Source organism: Streptomyces sp. GB4-14 (assembly GCF_022696125.1).
Lineage (GTDB): Bacteria > Actinomycetota > Actinomycetes > Streptomycetales > Streptomycetaceae > Streptomyces > Streptomyces werraensis.
Genome location: NZ_RZHO01000002.1, coordinates 6108265 through 6120275 on the forward strand (window position 1 = coordinate 6108265; position 12011 = coordinate 6120275).

Below are 12011 nucleotides of genomic sequence, written 5' to 3' on the forward strand. Positions count from 1 at the left end.
CGCCACGACGCCAGCCAACGGGCAGCCCGCCCCTCGCGCACTCCGGCCGCATCCGTGCAGGTGACGGGGTCCTCCGGGCGGCTCAGCGGGGGCTGTGCCGGCGTCAGCCGCCGGCGCCCGTCGTCACCGTCCGCTCGGCCGAGAAGGCGCCCCAGGTGCCGTCCGGCAGCAGCGCCCTGATCCGCACCCGGTGCGTGACCCCCGCCTCCTCGCCCGCGTAGAAGCGGTACGTGGCACGGTCCCGGGGCGCCTCGCCGCCGTACACCAGCGAGGTGACGGGCCGTCCGTCCAGCCGGACCTCGTACTCGGTGACCGTTCCGTCGACGCGCGGCGGCGTCCAGGAGAGCACGATGTCGTACGCCTCGCCCGAACGCCGCGTCGCCGCGCGGAAGTCGGTGGGTGCGGTGGCCGTGGCGCCGCCCTCCGCGCCCTCGGCGGTGGTGAGGCGGACGGCGGGGGCGGGCGGCGAGAGGTTGTCCGCCGCGTCCCGGGCGCGCACCGTGAAGACGTAGCGGGTGCCGGGCCGCAGCCCCGTGACCACGGCGGCCGTCTGGTTCCCGCCCACACTGTGGATCTTCGACTCGCCTTGGTAGATGTCGTACGACACCACATCGCGGTCGTCCCGCGCCGCGGTCCAGGAGAGCTGGGCCGCCCGGCTGCCGGCCGCGCGTCCCTCCAGGCGCCCGGGTGCGGTGGGCGGCGCGGTGTCCGCCCGGGCCGCCGCTGGGGTCGTGGCCCGCACCTCGCGGCTGGGCGGGCCGAGCCGCCCGTCCGCGTCACGGGCGCGCACCGTGAAGACGTAGGTGGTGGCGGGGCGGAGCCTGGTGACGTCCACCATGTGCGTCGAAGCGGGCACCCGCTGGACCTTGGTGCGCCCCCGGTACACCTCGTAGCCGGTCACGTCGGATCCCGACGGGGCGGCGCGGTTCCACATGACGTGGACGCTGGTGGAGCTGCCCGCCTGGGCGGTGACGCCCGTCGGCGCCCCGGGCGGCCGTTCGCCGCCGGTGTCGTCCTGGCCGCCCCAGCGGCAGGAGACGGCCAGCAGCACGACCGCGCAGAGCGCGAGCAGGCGGCGCGATGACGCGGTTGGGGTAACGCCACGCACGACTTCGCCTCCTGGAGGTCCATGAAGGACCGGTCCGTTCAAAGGTCCGTACCAATATGAGCCCTCTGACGCGCTCACCTCAAGAGGGTGGTGCGGGTCGACCGCGGCGGCGGGTTACGTATCCTGAATGCGGAACGGGCCGAACCGCCCCTGCAGGACGGGGTGTTCGGGCTCGAGGCGCGGACCGCTGTCGTCGCTGATCCCGCGCCGTCACGGGTGGCTGGACGGCCCGGGCAGACGCGCGCCCGGGTCTCCGGCACCCTCCGCCTCCGTCGGTTCCCGGATGCCCCGTCCGGCCCCTTTCGGGGTGGTCACCTCTCTCGCGCCGGGACGAAATGGGGCAAAGTGCACTGGGTGTGCGTCCCTGTTCCCGACGAGAGGCTCATCCGACCGTGTCCCGTGTCCAGACGCTCACCGTCGCCGTGGCCGGCGTGGCACTGCTGGCCCCCTCGGCGTCCTCCGCCGCGGAGTCGGTCCACCTCCGTCCGTCCAGGGCCGAGGTGCGGCGCGAGGCCGCGGGCCCCGCGGCCGCCGCCCGCCCCACCGCCCTGGCGCACGTCGCCGCACCCCACCGGGGCCGCATCGGGCCGGTCGCCCGGGACGGCGCGCGGGAGGTGCTGACGCCGGGCACGGGCCCTGACGGTTCCGCGACCGGGCGACCGGGGGCACCCGGGGCGGGCGGCTCCGGTACCCCGGACACCGCGACCTCGGACGCCACGGCATCCGACGCGGCGACGACCACGGGCACCGCAACCCCCGTCCCCACGGACTCAGGCCCCTCCCCGTCGGGCTCCGAGCCCTCCGCCCCCGCGACCCCGGCCCCCGTCACCGCGGCCGACCTGCTGGCCAGGGTGAGCGGCTGTACCTCCGTCTCGAAGGGCCGCTACCGCAAGGACCGCGGCCGCGCGGCCACCGTCCCGGTGTGCGGCACGCGCGAGGCGGTGTACTGGAAGGCGGACATGGACATCGACTGCGACGGCCGCCCGGGCCGCCACTGCAACGCCGCCACCGACCCGAACTTCTCCTCCTCCACCGCGTTCGCGCAGTCCGACGGCCGTGCGCTCAGCTCCGAGAAGCTGCCCTACGTCGTGGTCCCCGCGCCCAGCTCCGTCTGGGACTACCGCGAACACGGCGTGCGCGGCGGATCGGTCGCGGCCGTCGTCTACCGCGACCGCGTCAGCTACGCGGTCGTCGGCGACACCGGCCCGGCCGACATCATCGGCGAGGCGTCCTACGCGGCGGCCAAGTCCCTGGGCATCGACCCGGACCCGCGCTCCGGCGGCACCCCCTCCGGGGTGACGTACATCGTGTTCAAGGACAGCCGGGTCGCCCCGCTGGAGGACCGGGAGGCCGCGGAAACCCAAGGGGAGCGGCTGGCACGGGAGTTCGTCGACTCCGCGGACTGACCGGCGGCACGCTGTCCCGCCGTCCTCACACCTTCCGGTAGCCGTACGCCTCCGAGGCCGCCGCCGCCACCGCCGCGAGGTCCGCGCCCGTGGAGGCGGTGACCACCGCGGCCACCGCGCCCTCCAGGAACGGGGCGTCCACCAGCTGCGTGTGCTCCGGGAGTTCGTCGCCCTCGGCCAGCAGCGCCTTCACGGTGAGCACCGCGCTGCCCAGGTCGGTGAGCACCGCGACGCCCGCGCCCCGGTCCACGGACGCCGCCGCCGCGGCGATCAGCTCCGCGCTGGTGCCGAGCTCGCCGCTCCCGGTGCCGCCCGCGGGGGCGACCGGCACCGACGCACCCGAGCCGGAGAGCCCCTGCGCCAGCTCCGCCACGGAGGCCGCGACCGCCGCGCTGTGCGACACCAGGACGATCCCGACCAGCTTCTCGCCGCTCATCTCACTCACCGCCGCCCGCCTCCGCGTCCCCGGGCTCGGCCTCCAGCAGGGCGGCGACCAGCAGCGCAGCCGAGGTGGCGCCGGGGTCCTGGTGCCCGATGCTGCGGTCGCCGAGATAGCTCGCCCTGCCCTTGCGGGCGAGCATCGGCGTCGTCGCGACCGCGCCGTCCCGCGCCGCGTCCCGCGCCGCCGCGAACGACTCGCCGAGCGCGTCCACCGCGGGGAGCAGCGCGTCGATCATCGTCTTGTCGCCCGGCGCCGCCCCGCCCAGCTTCATCACGGCGTCCACCCCGGCCCGCAGCGCCTCGGCCAGCTGCTGGCGGTCCACCTCGGCGGCCTCGCCGAGCGTCTTCCCGGCGCGGCGCAGCAACGTCCCGTACAGCGGACCGGACGCACCGCCCACCGTGGACACCAGCAGGCGTCCCGCCTGGGTGAGCACCGCGCCGGGCGTGGCGGGCGGCTCCTTGTCCAGCGCGTCCTTCACCGCCCGGAATCCGCGCTGCAGATTGCTGCCGTGATCGGCGTCGCCGATCTCCGAGTCGAGGGCGGTGAGCCGTTCCGCCTCGCTGTCCACGGAAGCGGCGGTGACCGTCATCCAACGGCGGAAGAAGTCGGCGTCCAGCACGGGAACTCCTCGCGTGGTAGGTGACCGGGGCGCCGGCCCCGGTGTCGATCTGTCCCGGAGTGGATCACATACCCCAGCGCAGCCCGGGCGTACTCACCGGCGCGTCGTACAGGCGCAGCAGCTCCTCGTCGACCTGGCAGAGGGTGACGGAGGCACCCGCCATGTCCAGGGACGTGACGTAGTTGCCGACGAGGACCCGGGCCACCGGGACGCCGCGCTCGGCGAGCACCCGCTGCACCTCGGCGTTGAAGCCGTACAGCTCCAGCAGCGGAGTGGCGCCCATGCCGTTGACCAGCACCAGTACCGGGTTGCGCGGGGTGAGGTCGTCGAGAATCGCGCCGACGGCGAAGTCGGCGATCTCGCCGGACGTCATCATCGGACGCCGCTCGCGGCCCGGCTCGCCGTGGATGCCGATGCCCAGCTCCAGCTCGCCGGCCGGCAGGTCGAACGTCGGCGAGCCCTTGGCGGGCGTGGTGACCGCGCTGAGCGCCACACCGAAGCTGCGGGAGTTCTCGTTCACCTGCTTGGCGAGCGCGGTCACCCGCTCCAGCGGCTGGCCCTCCTCGGCCGCCGCGCCCGCGATCTTCTCCACGAACAGCGTCGCCCCGGTGCCCCGGCGCCCCGCCGTGTACAGGCTGTCGGTCACCGCCACGTCATCGTTGACCAGCACCTTCGCAACCTGCACGCCCTCGTCCTCGGCGAGCTCGGCCGCCATGTCGAAGTTGAGCACGTCGCCGGTGTAGTTCTTCACGATGAACAGCACCCCGGCGCCGCTGTCCACGGCCGCCGCGGCCCGCACCATCTGGTCGGGCACGGGAGAGGTGAACACCTCGCCGGGACAGGCCGCGGACAGCATGCCGGGGCCCACGAACCCGCCGTGCAGCGGCTCGTGCCCGGAGCCTCCGCCGGACACCAGGCCGACCTTCCCCGCGACCGGCGCGTCCTTGCGGACCACCACCCGGTTCTCCACGTCCACCGTCAGCTCGGGATGGGCCGCCGCCATACCGCGCAGCGCGTCCGCCACCACGGTTTCCGGAACGTTGATCAGCATCTTCATGGGTACCTCCTAGGGCTGAGCAGGTGAGCCGTCGAACCTGTGGTGCCGGCCGGGCGGTGGCCGAGCCGTCGTCCGTGCTGTCGGTGCTGCTGAGCTGTCGCGGGGCGACTGTGTACCGGTAGGAACCCCACAGGGGCAGTATCGGCCTTGCGCCCGGAGAGAGCACGTGAGACGGCGTCCGACGAGCCGGACGATCTCGGCCGCGATACGGCCACAGCTCAGGATCTGCCCTTCGCATGAGCGTTCCAAGAGGGCGTCGCCGGGTTTCACCGACGGCCCCCCGCCACGGCGGCCGCTCCCGCGGTCGTACGCATGGCGGCGGACAGACTCCCTGCCCCGATAGCCACCGGAGCGGCGTGCATGGTGGCGCCCTGCACCGTGGCGGTGCAGCGGGACCGGAGGCGGACCGTCCGCACCGCTGTGGCCGCCGCCCCGTGTACGGGTCCGTGTCGGTGATCGCGGGCATCGGCGTCGCCCAGCAGCGGGGGCGCTCCTGCCGCAGATGCTGGTGCCGCTGCTCCTCGGCGAGGTTCGGCTCCCGGCTGCGGTCCCGGGTGTCGGTTCGGGCGCGGCCCGACTAGAGGGACCAGCCCAGAACCGGGCCGGTTCCCGGGCCGCTTCGCGCGCCCACGCCCTCGACGTCGCGCTGCGCGATGTCGAGGAGCTGTTGGCCCAGGTCGCGCAGGGCGCGGCCGGCGGCCAGCTCGTCGCCGATCTCCGGGACGTCCGGGTCCGCCGGGTTCCGGTGGGCGGCGCCGTGACCGGTGAGGGTCGTCGTCCCGGTGTCGAGGGTGGCGTGCGCCTTCGTCGTCCCGTCCTCCTCGAAGAGGTGGAGACGGGTCTTCCATTCCAAGGTGTGCGACATGACTGCCTCCTCGGCCGGGGCGGCCCGGACGTGCCGGTCGCTTCATCTCCACCGTCCGACTCCGGCGGACACGAGGCACGGGGCCGAAGGTCCCGGGAACGTACCGTGGGACCCGGGTACCCCCGGCGTCTGTCACGTCCCGGCGTACGACAACTGGTCGACCACCGCGACCACTCCGTCGACCCGGCTCGCCGCCCGCACCGCCATGTCGACGTCGGTGCGCCGCTCCAGCCGTCCGGTGAGGGGCACCACGCCGTCCTAGACCGCCACGGCGAGCGCCCGCGGCGGCGGCCGGTGCGTCGTCCCGAGGGCGTCCCTGCGCACCGTGCGCTCGATGCCGCCGTCGCCGCGCAGCACGACCTGTGGCAGGTCACCGCGCGTGACGATGCCGACGAGCCGATCCTCCTCGTCCACCACCGGCAGCCGCGCGCTCCCATGGTGACCGCGGGGGCGGCCATCACGTCGCCCGCGGTGCGGGCCCGGTGAACGCCGGGCATCCTGCTGACAGGACGGACCCAGCAGGAGCCTGGCGTGCCGCCCGGCCCCACCACGCGCGGACGGGTGTCTGCCAGGTCCGACGTGAAGACCACGCCGATGACCCGGTCCTCCCCGTTCGTCACCGGCAGGCCGTCGACGTGGTGCTCCCCGAGCGAGCGGGCCACGTCCCTGAGCGGAGTGCCGTGCGCGGCGGGGTGGCCACCTCCGTGGTCATCTTCATCGCTGAACCTCCTGGCCGAGCCGGGGCGCCGCCGGCCGGGACGGGCCCTCGCCGGGAGGCGGTTGTTTCAGCCCGGCGGCCGCCACGGGGATCCGGGGGCCTCAGGGGCGCGGGGAGCAGGGCCGAACGGCCCGGATGTGCGGGGCGTCCCCCCTCGGGCTCGTCCCGCCCGAGCCGGGCCTGTCGGACCCGCGCGGGGACCCGGTAGCCCCTCCCCGGCCGCCACCGCCCCCGGCGACGCTGGGCGTCGGCGGGGGAACGCTCCGAGCGAAAGGTGCATGTCATGGAGTCGCCGGTAGTCGTCGGTGTCGACGGTTCCGCCGAGAGCCTCGCGGCCGCCGAGTGGGCCGCCCGCGAGGCCGCGCGCCGCGGAGCCGGCCTGCGGCTGCTGCACGTACGGGGCCGGTATCCGGGGCACGGCGGGACGGACACCGCCCGCTCCGCCGGGCAGCGCCTGGCGCTGCGGGTCCTGGCCAGGGCGGCGGAGCGCGTCCACGCCGTCCGGCCGGAGGTACCTGTGGACGAGGTCCAGGCCGAGGGGCCCGCTGCGGCCGCCCTCGCGCAGGCCGCGGAGGACGCCGATCCGCTGGTGCTCGGCTCGCGGGGGCTCGGCCGGGTCGCCGGTCTGCTCGCCGGTTCCGTCTCGCTCGGTGTCGTCGCGCGGGCCACCCGCCCCGTCGTGCTCGTACGGACGGACGCGGCGGGGGAGGAGACGGAGGCGGGCGGCGACGGGCGACGGGACGTCGTGCTCGGGGTGGACGTCATCGAACCTTGCGACGAGGTGATCGCGTACGGCTTCGAGGCGGCCCGCCGGCGCCGCGCACGGCTGCGCGCCGTGCACGCCTGGCGCGCGCCCGACCGGCTCACCCTGGGCGCGTCCGGCGGCGGTCCGGCCGGTGATCAGGAGCGGGCCGAGGAGTGGCTGCGTTTCCTGTCCGCCGTGCTCCAGGTCCGGCGGGAGAAGCACCCCGACGTCGAGGTGCTGGAGACGGTGGCCGAGGGCAAGCCCGCGGACGTCCTGCTGAAGGCGGCCTCCGGCGCGCGGCTGCTGGTGGTCGGGCGCCGGGTGCCCGGCCGGCCCGCGCTGCCCCGCACCGGCCCCGTCACCCACGCCGTGATCCAGCAGGCCGGCTGCCCGCTGGCCGTCGTCCCGCACGGCTGAGCTCCGGGCGGCGCGGCCGCGCCCACTCCGACCCGTCGAAATACCCCTGGGGGTACCTCGTGCTACCGTGAGGGTATACCCCAGGGGGTAATTCACCATGGGAAGGAGAGACACGTGTTCTTCGTGGACACCATCGAGGTGCCGGGACTCGGCAACCGCGGCTACCTGGCCGGCGGCGCACGTACGGCCGTGGCGGTCGACCCGCCGCGCGACATCGACCGGGTGATCGCCGCGGCCGCCCGGCGCGGGGTGCGCATCGCGTACGTCGCCGAGACCCACGTGCACAACGACTACGTCACCGGCGGACTCGAACTCGCCCGGATCACCGGCGCGTCCTATCTGGTACCCGCCGACGCGCGGGTCTCCTTCCCGCGTGTCCCCGTGCGTGACGGCGACCGCACGGCCGTGGACGAGGACGCGGGCCTGGTCCTGCGCGCGCTCGCCACCCCCGGACACACCCCGCACCACACCGCGTACGCGCTGGAGGACAACGGCGCCGCCGTCGCGGTGTTCACCGGGGGCTCCCTGCTGATCGGCACCGTCGGACGCCCCGACCTGGTCGAGCCCCGGCTGACCGAACGGCTCGCCCGCGCCCAGCACGCCTCCGCCCACCGTCTCGCGGGCGAACTCCCCGACGAGACGGCCGTGCTGCCCACCCACGGCTTCGGCAGCTTCTGCTCGTCCTCGCAGCAGGAAGGCGGCAGCACCACGATCGGCAAGGAGAAGGCGTCCAACGAGGCGCTCACCGCCCCGGACGCCGACACGTTCGTCGCCGGTCTGCTGGCCGGACTGGACGACGTCCCCGCCTACTACGCGCACATGGGCCCGCTCAACGCCGCCGGCCCCGCGCCCCTCGACCTGACCCCGCCGGCCGTCGCCGACCCGGACGCGATCGCCGCGCGGCTCGCTGAGGGGGAGTGGGTCGTCGACCTGCGCAACCGTGTCGCCTTCGCCGCCGGCCATGTGACGGGCTCGTACAACGTCGAGGCTGAGGGACACCTCGCCACCTATCTCGCCTGGCTGATCCCCTGGGGCAAGCCGGTCACCCTGCTCGCCGGGACGCCCGCCCAGCTCGCGGACGCGCAGCGGGAGCTGGCCCGGGTCGGCATCGACCGGCCCGCCGCCGCGGCCGTCGGCGGCCCCGCCGACTGGCTGCGCCCCGGCGAGACCCCCGCCTCCTTCCCCCGCGCGACCTTCGCCGACCTGGCGCGGCGCCACCCGGCCGAGGGGATCGTGGTGCTCGACGTGCGGCGCGCCTCCGAGCGGGCGCGCGGTCACGTCGACGGGTCCGTCCACATCCCGGTCCACGAACTGCGCGGCCGGCTGCGCGAGGTGCCCGACGGGCAGGTGTGGGTGCACTGCGGCAGCGGAATGCGCGCCGCCGTCGCCGCCTCCCTGCTGGACGCGTCCGGCCGTGACGTCGTCGCGGTGGACGACCCCTTCGACCGTGCCGGCGAGGCCGGGCTCACCGTCCGCACGTCCTGAGGAGCCGGAGCCTCCCCGACGAGGGACCGGTGTACGCACGTATGAGAGACGACATGGCCGACGCACCACATCAGCGGTACGCCCCGGGACGCCTCGGCGTCACCGACGCGGCCGCACGCACCGGACACACGGACGCGGCCGGCACGCCCGCCGGCGCCGTCCTGCCCGACGTCCGTGAACTCCACGAGCGGTCACGTCAGGCCGCAGCCCTGCTCGCGGAGCGCGGCGCCGACGCCGCGGACGCGACCGGCGGCATGCGGGACCGGGCGGACGCCGGACCGCCGGTCGTCGACGCGCACGGCGGGAACGGCTGCGTCTCGTGAGCCTGCTCCTCCTCGCCCTGGCCGCCGGGGCCCTGACCGGCCTCGCGCTCGGCGCCCTGGGTGGCGGCGGCAGCATCCTCGCCGTCCCCGCCCTGATTTACCTGCTCGGTCTCTCCCCGGCCGCGGCCACCACCGCGAGCCTGCTGATCGTGGCCGTCACCTCGTTCACCGCGCTGCTCGCGCACAGCCGCGACGGACACGTACGGCTGCGTACCGGGCTGCTCTTCGCGGCCGTCGGCATCGGACCCGCCATGCTGGGCGGCGGCCTCTCCGGCCGGCTGCCCGAGGCCGCGCTGACGGCCGGCTTCGCCCTTGTGGCGGCCGTCGCCGCGCTCCGCATGCTCCGCGGCTCCCCGCCCGACGCGCCGGCCGCCGGGCCCCCGCGGCCGGGCCGGGCGGCCGGCGCGGGAGCGGGGCTCGGCGCGGTCACCGGCGTCCTTGGCGTAGGCGGCGGCTTCCTCGCCGTACCGGCGCTGGTGCACGGCGTCGGCCTGCGGATGCGGGAGGCGGTCGGCACCAGCCTGCTCGTCATCACCGTCAACGCCCTCGCCGCACTGCTCCTGCGCGTCGGCACCGGCACGCCGGAGGGGCTGGACTGGGCCGTCGTCGGGCCCTTCACGGGGGCGGCCGTGCTCGGTGCGCTGGACGGCCGACGCCTGTCGGCGAGGCTCTCAGGCAGTGCGCTGCGTCGGACCTTCGCGGTGACGCTGCTGGCGGTGGCCGCGGTCATGCTGGCCGACGCGGTGACGCAGTGAGGCGGCGCGCCGCGCGCGCGGAGCGGTCTCACGGGCGCCACCGGCTCCGTCGCCGCGCGGCGCCGGGCCTGCGCGGTGACGCCGTGAGGCCGCCGGACGCACGCGAGGAACGGTTTCCTGGGCGTCAGCGGCCCCTGACGGCGCTGTCTCTGCGTGCCGACGTGCTGCGCGGGCTGGACCGGGCTGTCGCCGGGCCCTTCGGCCGCCGTGCTCGGTTCGTCGGGAGGCCGGTGGCTGTCCGCTTCCCGTGGCGCACGGTGCCGGGCCTGCGCGGTGACGCCGTGAGGCCGCCCGACGCACGCGAGGAACGGTTTCCTGGGCGTCAGCGGCCCCTGACGGCGCTGTCTCTGCGTGCCGACGTGCTGCGCGGGCTGGACCGGGCTGTCGCCGGGCCCTTCGGCCGCCGTGCTCGGTTCGTCGGGAGGCCGGTGGCTGTCCGCTTCCCGTGGCGCACGGTGCCGGGCCTGCGCGGTGACGCCGTGAGGCCGCCGGGCGTGCGCGGAGGCTTTCGTACCTCGGCGCGTCGGACGGCCGGCGGTCGCCTCGGAACTCTCCGGCGGCGTGCCGTGCCGAACCTCCGCGAAGCCGGCCCGCCGTGCGCGAGCCGCCGGCTCGGAGGTGTCACGCCAGTGACAGGAACAGCTTCTCCAGGCGGGCCCGCATCTGCTCGGCGCTCTCGCCGTTCTCCCCGTTCGCGCGGCCGGACTCGATGTCCGCCACGCACTTCTGCAGGCCCGTGGCGATGATCGCGAAACCGGCGCGGTCCAGGGCGCGGGAGGCCGCAGCGAGCTGGGTGATCACGTCCTCGCAGTCGCGCCCCTCCTCGATCATCCGGATCACGCCGGAGATCTGCCCCTGCGCCCTGCGCAGCCTGTTCAGCACGGATTTCAGCTCCGCGCCCGCGAGATCCAAGTCCACGTCCACTCCCTGACGAAATACCCCGTGGGGTACTCTACGTCCGCTTCCGCCGTCCCGTCGACCGACCGCCACCCCCGGGCGATCGCCGACAGAGAAGGATCACACACCCGCCATGACCACCCCCCTCACTCCGGACACCCTCACCGTCGCCCAGGCCGCCGCACGGCTGGACGGCTTCACCGTCATCGACGTCCGCACCCCCGCCGAGTACGCCACCGGGCACCTGCCCGGCGCGGTGAACGTCCCCCTGGACCGGGTCAGGCGCGCCCTGCCGGAGATCCGGCAGGCGGCGGAGCGCGGCGACCTCCTCGTCGTGTGCGCCTCCGGGGCGCGCTCGGAGAAGGCGTCCGGGATCCTCGCCGCGGAGGGCGTGCCCGCCGCCACCCTGGCCGGCGGCACCGACGCCTGGGCGTCCGAGGGCCGGGACCTTGAGCGCCCCGTGGCCTGCGACACCCGCGCGGTGTGGGGCATGGAGCGACAGGTGCGCTTCACCGCCGGCACCCTGGTGCTCCTCGGCCTGGTGCTCGGCCTGCTGGTGCACCCGGCGTTCCAGCTCCTCTCCGCGGGCATCGCGGGCGGGCTGGTCTTCTCCGCCCTCACCGACACCTGCGGCATGGCCGTCGTCCTCGGCAAGCTGCCCCACAACCGCCCGCGCGGGACGGACCTCGAGGGTGCCCTCGCCACGCTGCGGGGCAACTGACGCTCCCGCGCCTTACTTCCGGCGCAGGGACGTCGGCCCGACAGGCCCGGGGCGCCCATGAGGCGCCCCGGGTCTGTCGCGTCACACGGGAAGGCCGGACGGCAGGCCACCCCGCACCACCGCCACCGGTGACGGCGCGTGATGCAGCAGCGCCTGGCTGACCGACCCCAGCAGCAGACCCGTGAAGCCGCCGCGCCCCCGCGCGCCCGCCACCGCCGGCTGGGCGCCCTGGCCGGCCTCGATGAGGGCCTCGCGGGTGGGGGCGTGCATCACCCTCGGCTCCACCACGACGCCGGCCCGTCCACTCCGACGACCACCACTCCGGCCACCGTGCCTCCACACCTTCTCGTGCCGTCACCCCGTGCATCTCCTGCCACCCGCCCCCGGCCCGGCGCCCCCCGCACGGGCCCTCCGCCGTACGGCCGAGGGGGGCGGAAGGTCCCCGCGACCGCA

The 12011-nt window shown here is 75.6% G+C and carries 14 protein-coding genes and 1 pseudogene; 6 read left to right on the plus strand and 9 right to left on the minus strand.

The genetic code is table 11. The annotated features are described in order from the left end of the window. Positions 1–103 precede the first annotated feature (103 nt). A complete protein-coding gene (locus tag ELQ39_RS29460) occupies positions 104–1108 on the minus strand; it encodes a fibronectin type III domain-containing protein (protein WP_242594915.1) in 1005 nt (334 codons plus the stop codon). Positions 1109–1689: 581 nt separating this feature from the next. Here ELQ39_RS29460 and ELQ39_RS29465 point away from each other — a divergent pair. Continuing rightward, the gene (locus tag ELQ39_RS29465; protein ID WP_391691464.1) at positions 1690–2514 is read left to right on the plus strand and encodes a glycoside hydrolase family 75 protein; all 825 of its coding nucleotides are present in this window, start codon (positions 1690–1692) and stop codon (positions 2512–2514) included. A 25-nt stretch (positions 2515–2539) separates the two neighbouring features. Here the strand turns inward: ELQ39_RS29465 and ELQ39_RS29470 are convergent, their stop codons facing one another. From ELQ39_RS29470 to ELQ39_RS29495, 6 genes are all read right to left on the minus strand, one after another. After that, positions 2540–2950 carry a PTS fructose transporter subunit IIA gene (locus ELQ39_RS29470; RefSeq protein WP_190003973.1) on the minus strand — a complete coding sequence of 137 codons (411 nt, stop codon included), beginning with the start codon at positions 2948–2950 and terminating at the stop codon, positions 2540–2542. Position 2951: 1 nt separating this feature from the next. Next, complete coding sequence (gene dhaL / locus ELQ39_RS29475) at positions 2952–3575, minus strand: dihydroxyacetone kinase subunit DhaL (RefSeq protein ID WP_190003853.1); 624 nt, start codon at positions 3573–3575, stop codon at positions 2952–2954. A gap of 64 nt (positions 3576–3639) precedes the next feature. Next, a complete protein-coding gene (dhaK, locus tag ELQ39_RS29480; protein ID WP_225629313.1) occupies positions 3640–4632 on the minus strand; it encodes a dihydroxyacetone kinase subunit DhaK in 993 nt (330 codons plus the stop codon). 577 nt (positions 4633–5209) lie between these two features. Beyond that, positions 5210–5497, minus strand: a complete 288-nt coding sequence (locus ELQ39_RS29485; protein WP_242594919.1) for a DUF1876 domain-containing protein — start codon at positions 5495–5497, stop codon at positions 5210–5212. Positions 5498–5629: 132 nt separating this feature from the next. Further along, on the minus strand, positions 5630–5746 hold the full coding sequence (locus tag ELQ39_RS32600; protein ID WP_242594921.1) for a BON domain-containing protein: 117 nt from the start codon (positions 5744–5746) through the stop codon (positions 5630–5632). Between the two features lie 9 nt (positions 5747–5755). Beyond that, complete coding sequence (locus tag ELQ39_RS29495; RefSeq protein ID WP_242594924.1) at positions 5756–5911, minus strand: hypothetical protein; 156 nt, start codon at positions 5909–5911, stop codon at positions 5756–5758. A 587-nt stretch (positions 5912–6498) separates the two neighbouring features. Between ELQ39_RS29495 and ELQ39_RS29500 the strand changes: the two genes are divergently transcribed. The 4 genes from ELQ39_RS29500 (at position 6499) to ELQ39_RS29515 (ending at position 9940) form a co-directional block, all read left to right on the plus strand. After that, a complete protein-coding gene (locus ELQ39_RS29500) occupies positions 6499–7377 on the plus strand; it encodes a universal stress protein (RefSeq protein WP_242594926.1) in 879 nt (292 codons plus the stop codon). 114 nt (positions 7378–7491) lie between these two features. Continuing rightward, on the plus strand, positions 7492–8862 hold the full coding sequence (locus ELQ39_RS29505; RefSeq protein WP_242594928.1) for a rhodanese-like domain-containing protein: 1371 nt from the start codon (positions 7492–7494) through the stop codon (positions 8860–8862). A 53-nt stretch (positions 8863–8915) separates the two neighbouring features. Further along, entirely contained in the window at positions 8916–9185 is a 270-nt protein-coding gene (locus ELQ39_RS29510) for a hypothetical protein (RefSeq protein WP_242594930.1), read from the plus strand. Beyond that, the gene (locus ELQ39_RS29515) at positions 9182–9940 is read left to right on the plus strand and encodes a sulfite exporter TauE/SafE family protein (RefSeq protein WP_242594932.1); all 759 of its coding nucleotides are present in this window, start codon (positions 9182–9184) and stop codon (positions 9938–9940) included. Before ELQ39_RS29510 ends, ELQ39_RS29515 begins: the two co-directional genes overlap by 4 nt. A 621-nt stretch (positions 9941–10561) precedes the next feature. On the opposite strand, the gene ELQ39_RS29520 is transcribed toward ELQ39_RS29515, so the two are convergent. Next, on the minus strand, positions 10562–10858 hold the full coding sequence (locus ELQ39_RS29520; RefSeq protein ID WP_033277052.1) for a metal-sensitive transcriptional regulator: 297 nt from the start codon (positions 10856–10858) through the stop codon (positions 10562–10564). A gap of 112 nt (positions 10859–10970) precedes the next feature. Between ELQ39_RS29520 and ELQ39_RS29525 the strand changes: the two genes are divergently transcribed. Continuing rightward, positions 10971–11558 (plus strand): rhodanese-like domain-containing protein, encoded by a 588-nt coding sequence (locus ELQ39_RS29525; RefSeq protein WP_190003861.1) that lies wholly within the window; start codon positions 10971–10973, stop codon positions 11556–11558. An 81-nt stretch (positions 11559–11639) separates the two neighbouring features. Here ELQ39_RS29525 and ELQ39_RS29530 read toward each other — a convergent pair. Continuing rightward, positions 11640–11873: pseudogene (locus ELQ39_RS29530) on the minus strand (universal stress protein); the annotation flags it as partial. Positions 11874–12011 lie beyond the last annotated feature (138 nt).

What these genes read in the sequence shown, in the direction of transcription:
- ELQ39_RS29485 (WP_242594919.1), bottom strand. Translation starts at nt 5,497, where the DNA reads ATGTCGCACACCTTGGAATGGAAGACCCGTCTCCACCTCTTCGAGGAG.
- ELQ39_RS29500 (WP_242594926.1), top strand. Translation starts at nt 6,499, where the DNA reads ATGGAGTCGCCGGTAGTCGTCGGTGTCGACGGTTCCGCCGAGAGCCTC.
- ELQ39_RS29510 (WP_242594930.1), top strand. Translation starts at nt 8,916, where the DNA reads ATGGCCGACGCACCACATCAGCGGTACGCCCCGGGACGCCTCGGCGTC.
- ELQ39_RS29470 (WP_190003973.1), bottom strand. Translation starts at nt 2,950, where the DNA reads ATGAGCGGCGAGAAGCTGGTCGGGATCGTCCTGGTGTCGCACAGCGCG.
- dhaK (WP_225629313.1), bottom strand. Translation starts at nt 4,632, where the DNA reads ATGAAGATGCTGATCAACGTTCCGGAAACCGTGGTGGCGGACGCGCTG.
- ELQ39_RS29525 (WP_190003861.1), top strand. Translation starts at nt 10,971, where the DNA reads ATGACCACCCCCCTCACTCCGGACACCCTCACCGTCGCCCAGGCCGCC.